Source organism: Magnetococcales bacterium, assembly GCA_015231925.1.
Classification (GTDB): Bacteria; Pseudomonadota; Magnetococcia; order Magnetococcales; family JADGAQ01; genus JADGAQ01.
This window is the reverse complement of sequence record JADGAQ010000247.1, coordinates 1-4,980: the sequence shown is the minus strand read 5'-3', so window position 1 is coordinate 4,980 and position 4,980 is coordinate 1. Positions and strand designations below refer to the sequence as shown.

Genomic DNA, 4,980 nt, shown 5'->3' with positions numbered 1-4,980 from the left:
CCCCCCCGACGGGTCCAGGGGGCACCCCTGGGACTTTTCCTTTCGCCGTTGACACGATCATGCCGCACTGTGCAGTTACTGAATAGTTATAAATTAACGATAAATGACAAAGTCAAAGGATAGAACATTTCTTTTTTTTGATACTTAGAGGATTAAATATTAAAAGTCAAAAGATCGGTCTCCGCTACAACCTCGGCGCCACCCGTCGGATCACCTCGATGGCGCGCTGCACATTCTCCATGGGCTGTTCCGGTCCCGAAGGCAGCATGATCAGGGTTTGGCAATAACGTTCGCTGTTGGGAAAGCTGCGATCCGTGGCCAAAAAGCCGTATTGGTGCAGACACGGGGCCTGGGCCTCGGCGATGATCCCCTCCTCCCGCAGCGCCGCCATCAGCGCCGTGCGATACCGGCAGACATATTCAGTGCGCAACGGCACCTGCCCCGCCTCCGGATCGACGAAAGTCTGTTCCAGGCCGCCGATCCCCGCCAGTCCCTCCCGGTAGGCGCGGTAGACCGCCCGCTGATGTTCGATGCGCCGGGGCATGCGATGCAACTGGGCCAGCCCCATGGCCGCCTGAATATCGGTGAACTTGAAGTTGGCCCCCGGAATGTCGTGCCGTTCGGAAAGATCGGTTCCCGTCAGTCCCTGATTGCGGATACGCCGCAACAGCGCCGCGTCCGCCCCGTCCCGGCAAACCACGAAGCCCCCCTGCCCGGTGGTGAGAATCTTGTTGAAACCCAGGGAGAAACAGCCGAAGCGTCCGAAGGTGCCCAGCGACTGCCCGCGATACCGGGAGGAGAAGGCCTGGCAGGCGTCCTCGATCAGGGTCAGGCCGTGCCGTTCGGCAATCCCACCCAGCCGCTCCACGGCTGCCGGGGTGCCGTTGACATGCACCGGCAGAATGGCCCTGGTACGGGGGGTGATCAACCCCTCCACCTGCTCCTCGTCCATGACCAGGGCATCGGCCCGCACATCCACCAGCACGACCTTGGCCCCCAGCAAACGCGGAGCGTTGGCGGTGGCCACCCAGGTGCGATCCGGAACCAGCACCTCGTCCCCCGGCCCGACGCCCGAGGCCAGCAGCGCCATGACCAGGGCCATGGTGCCGGAAGTGGTGCAAACCACATGCTCCACCCCCAGGAAGGCCCCCAGCGCCGCTTCGAATTCCGCCGTCACCGGTCCCTGACTGACGCGACCGGCACGCATCGCCTCGCCGATGCGGGTGATCTCCTCCTCGCCCACCTCGATCCACCAGCGGTTGATCAACGGCGCGTCGCTCATGAGGCGCTCCTCTCCCCCAGGTGAATGATCTTGCCGAAGCGTCCGTTCTTGTCCAGCAACCCGTCTGCGGAACCCCGCGTGGCGGCGCTCTTTTGGGTTTCGGTGCCGGAGGAGTTCTCCGCTTTGGGAAAGTAGAGCCCCAGATTGCGAATGGTGTTGCGCCGCCAGATCTCCAGCTCCTCCTGGGTGATGCCGGTCATGGCGGCGAAACGCTGCTTCTTCTCGGGGGTTTTGAAGTTGATGCGATCCCACTCCAGGGCCCGCAGAATATGCAGATCGTTGGGGGTGAACTGGTCGGTGGCGATGCAGCCCCGTCCGAAACCGAAATAGTCGTGGTTGCCGAAGGAGAAGCCCTCCGGCAGATGGCCCCCCTCCCGCGCCAGATCATAGAGTTCGGTGTAGGGCAGCGGGGTGGCGATGTGGAAGGAGGTCAGATCGGCATCCAGCAGGTCGGCGAAGTTGCAACTGTCGCGAATCTGGTCCCAGGTCTCTCCGGGGCTGCCGATGACGAAATCGACGGCGGTCTCCATGCCAAGCTCCCGGCAACGGCGCACCAGTTCGGGAACCCGATCCAGCTTCAGGGGCTTTTTCAGCACCTTGTCCAGCACATGCTGATTGCCCGATTCAATGGGGAAGATCACCTGATAGCACTTGCTCTCGGCCATGAGGTCGATCAGCTCGGGGGTGAGCAGGAAGGTGGTGATGTTGCCCGCCTTCCAGTGCAGATCGTAGTCCCGTTCGATCAGTCCGCCCAGAATGGCCCGGAAACGCTTGCGGTCGTAATTGAGCTGATCGTCCAGAAAGATCAGTTCACGAATGCCCCACTCCTTGACCAGCCAGTCGATTTCGGCCAGCACGTTTTCGGCGGAACGCTGCCGCACCTGTCGCCCGTCGATGGCGTGAGAGGAGCAGTAAATGCAGTGGAACGGACAGCCACGGGTGGTGGTGGTCACGGCATAGGGCAGGTAACGGGCGTTGTAGACGTTGCCGAAGTGGTGGTTGGTGGCGGAGTAGCGGTGCAGGCCCACCAGATCGTAGGCGGGTTGGGGAATGACATCGAGATCGGGAATCATGCGGGCCGGGCGGTTGACCAGCAGCTCGCCGTCGCGCCAGTAGGCGATGCCGTCGAAGGAGGCGAAATCCTCCGCCCCTTCGGCCAGCAGGTGCAGCATGCGGGGGATGCGCTCCTCACCCTCCCCCAGCACGGCGAAATCCGCCGCGTGGTTGCCCATGGCCAGCTCCGGGGTGGTGGTGGCGAAGATGCCCCCCACCAGGAGTTTGCGTTGCGGGTTTTGCGCCTTGACGGCGAGGGTCAGTTCGGAGACCCCTTTGGCATACTCCAGCGACATGGCGGTGATGCCCACCACGTCGGGATCGGCCTCGGCGATGCGTCCCACCACCTCCTCGATGCTCAGATTGTCGAGGTTGGGGTCGAGAACGCTGACCTCGTGTCCGGCGTTGCGCACGATGGCGGCCAGCACCGCCAGGGTATAGGGCGGCACCAGCCACTGCCGTTTGCCGAACCAGCTGGTGTTGGGCATGGTGATGAAGACGCGAAGTTTACGGTTCATGCTATCCTCAGGAGGTTCGAGAGGCGAGGATGGCCTGCACATAGGCGGTCACGGCGGCGCCATCGCCGGGTTCCGGCGACCAGGGGGCGAACTCCGACTCCTCGGGCACGAAGGGTCCGGGAGCGATTTCGTGAATCACCGCCGTGGGGGTCAGGGGAATCAGCATATGCCAGAGGGGACGGGCCAGACGATAGAGAAAGGTGCCGCCGCTGCCCACCTCTTTCATGACAATGGTGCGGGTGACCTTGCCGGCATCGTCGAAAAGCACCACCAGAACCTCGCCTTCCACGGTATGGAAGGTTTCGCTGCGTCGCAGATGGCGGTGGGGCCGGATGTAGGAGTCCTGGCAGAAGGCGATGAGCATCTCCTGGGAGGGATCCTCCAGGGTATGATGCAGGCAGATGCGGGCGCGGCGCATGGGTGCGGTTTCGGCCAGGCGTTTGATCTCCTCCACCTGGGTCCGCTGCAGCAGCAGCACCTCTTCACAGGGAAACAAAGCCGTCATGAAGCACTCTCCCGATCATAAAAACGCACAATCCTCTCCGCCACCGCGTCCACCTGGTCCGGACTCATCTTTTCGTGGGCGGGCAGGCAGAGGATGTGTTCCACCAGGCGTTCGGCGTTGCTCAGACGATCCCGCGGGGCTTGCCGATAGGCCGGCTGGTGGGGCATGAGGATAGGATGCTGGATCTTGGTTTCGATGCCGGTTTGGCTGAGGAAAGCCTGCAAGGCATCGCGGCGTTCGGCGCGAACGGTGAAGGTGTACCAGGCGTCCTGGCAACCGGGGCTCTCCTCGGGCAACCCCACCACGCCGCGCAGCCGTTCGCGATAGCGGGCGGCGATGGTGCGACGCCGCTCCAGGAGTTCCGGGAGATCCTTGAAGCGTTCCAGCAGAATGGCGGCCTGAAGGGTGTCCATGCGGTCGTTGAGGCCCGGCAGCAGGCAGGTTTCGCGATTGACGGTACCGTTGTAGCGCAGGGCCAGGAGTTTTTCGTGCAGGGAGTCGCCGTCGGTGGTGATCAGACCCGCCTCGCCGCAGGAGGCGAAGACCTTCATGGAATTCATGCTGAAGCAGGAGAGGATGCCGAAGGAGCCGGCGGGACGTCCTTTCTGTTTGGCCCCGAAGGCCTGGGCGGCGTCTTCGACCAGCAGCAGGTCATTCCGGGCGGCCAGGGCCTGCAGGGCCTCCATGGGGGCGATCTTGCCGGTGTAGTGAACGGGCAGGATGGCCCGGGTGCGGGGAGTGATCAGCCGGGCCACGCTATCGGGATCGATATTCAGATCGTCGCGAATGTCGGCGAAGACGGGGGTGGCCCCGGTCATGGCGATGGCGTTGGCGGTGGCGATCCAGGAGAGGGAGGTGGTGATCACCTCGTCCCCCGGCCCGAGGCCGAGGGCGCGCAGGGCCAGAAAGAGGGCGGCGGAACCCGATCCGACGGAGAGGGCGAAGCGGCGACCGAGGAACCCGGCCATCTTCTCCTCCAGCTCGGTCACCTCCGGCCCCAGGATCATGCGGCCATGCAGCAGCACCCGCTCCACGGCGGCCAGCAGACGCTGCCGGGTGGCCGCATCGGAAACACGCAGATCCAGAAAAGGAATGGTTGCAGGCATGCCACATCACACGCAGAGGGTTGAAGCCTTATTCTGGATTGTGGCACTCATGGCGGGATATTTCCAGGGTTCCCGGCTTCGGAAAACGCTACCGGAACGACGATTCCCCACTGGCGGAAACCGAACCTACGCAACCACCCAGTGGACGGAACGATGATCAAGGCCTTGGCACTATTTGCTTCTACGCTTTCGCAAGTCTTTCTGGTACCATTGCAGTGGGAGTGGAAAACAGTACTCAAGAGGTAGGCCATGAAGTTCATTGACCCGCGCATCGACTTCGCCTTCAAGAAAATCTTCGGCAGCGAGGATGCCAAGGATATCCTGATCAGCTTTCTGGAGAGCCTGCTCCGGCTGGAAGACGACCGTCGCATCGCCGAGTTGACCATCCTGGATCCCTTTCTCGCTCCCAGGATCCGGGAGATGAAATACTCCATCCTCGACGTGCGCTGTCGGGATCATCGTGGCATCACCTACATCGTGGAGATGCAGGTCCAGAAGGTGGCGGCCTTCGTGAAA

General features: G+C 62.7%; 5 protein-coding genes. 1 reads left to right on the top strand and 4 read right to left on the bottom strand.

Going from position 1 to position 4,980, the window contains the following annotated elements:
* Positions 1–184 precede the first annotated feature (184 nt).
* Genes HQL56_18100 through HQL56_18085 form a run of 4 tightly spaced genes read right to left on the bottom strand, consistent with a single transcriptional unit; the run spans position 185 to position 4,464 of the window.
* A complete protein-coding gene (locus tag HQL56_18100) occupies positions 185–1,282 on the bottom strand; it encodes a DegT/DnrJ/EryC1/StrS family aminotransferase (protein MBF0311431.1) in 1,098 nt (365 codons plus the stop codon).
* Positions 1,279–2,853, bottom strand: coding sequence for a cobalamin-dependent protein (locus tag HQL56_18095; GenBank protein MBF0311430.1), 1,575 nt, complete (start codon positions 2,851–2,853; stop codon positions 1,279–1,281). The genes HQL56_18100 and HQL56_18095 overlap by 4 nt, the downstream gene beginning before the upstream one ends.
* A gap of 7 nt (positions 2,854–2,860) precedes the next feature.
* Positions 2,861–3,358, bottom strand: a complete 498-nt coding sequence (locus tag HQL56_18090; GenBank protein ID MBF0311429.1) for a WbuC family cupin fold metalloprotein — start codon at positions 3,356–3,358, stop codon at positions 2,861–2,863.
* Positions 3,355–4,464, bottom strand: coding sequence for a DegT/DnrJ/EryC1/StrS family aminotransferase (locus HQL56_18085; GenBank protein ID MBF0311428.1), 1,110 nt, complete (start codon positions 4,462–4,464; stop codon positions 3,355–3,357). The genes HQL56_18090 and HQL56_18085 overlap by 4 nt, the downstream gene beginning before the upstream one ends.
* Before the next feature lie 249 nt (positions 4,465–4,713).
* Between HQL56_18085 and HQL56_18080 the strand changes: the two genes are divergently transcribed.
* Positions 4,714–4,980: Rpn family recombination-promoting nuclease/putative transposase (locus HQL56_18080; protein ID MBF0311427.1), on the top strand; the 267-nt coding region annotated here is incomplete at its 3' end.

Bases quoted from the DNA above. Each gene is read 5' to 3' on its own strand.
- HQL56_18100 (MBF0311431.1), bottom strand. From the start codon at position 1,282: ATGAGCGACGCGCCGTTGATCAACCGCTGGTGGATCGAGGTGGGCGAG.
- HQL56_18095 (MBF0311430.1), bottom strand. From the start codon at position 2,853: ATGAACCGTAAACTTCGCGTCTTCATCACCATGCCCAACACCAGCTGG.
- HQL56_18085 (MBF0311428.1), bottom strand. From the start codon at position 4,464: ATGCCTGCAACCATTCCTTTTCTGGATCTGCGTGTTTCCGATGCGGCC.
- HQL56_18090 (MBF0311429.1), bottom strand. From the start codon at position 3,358: ATGACGGCTTTGTTTCCCTGTGAAGAGGTGCTGCTGCTGCAGCGGACC.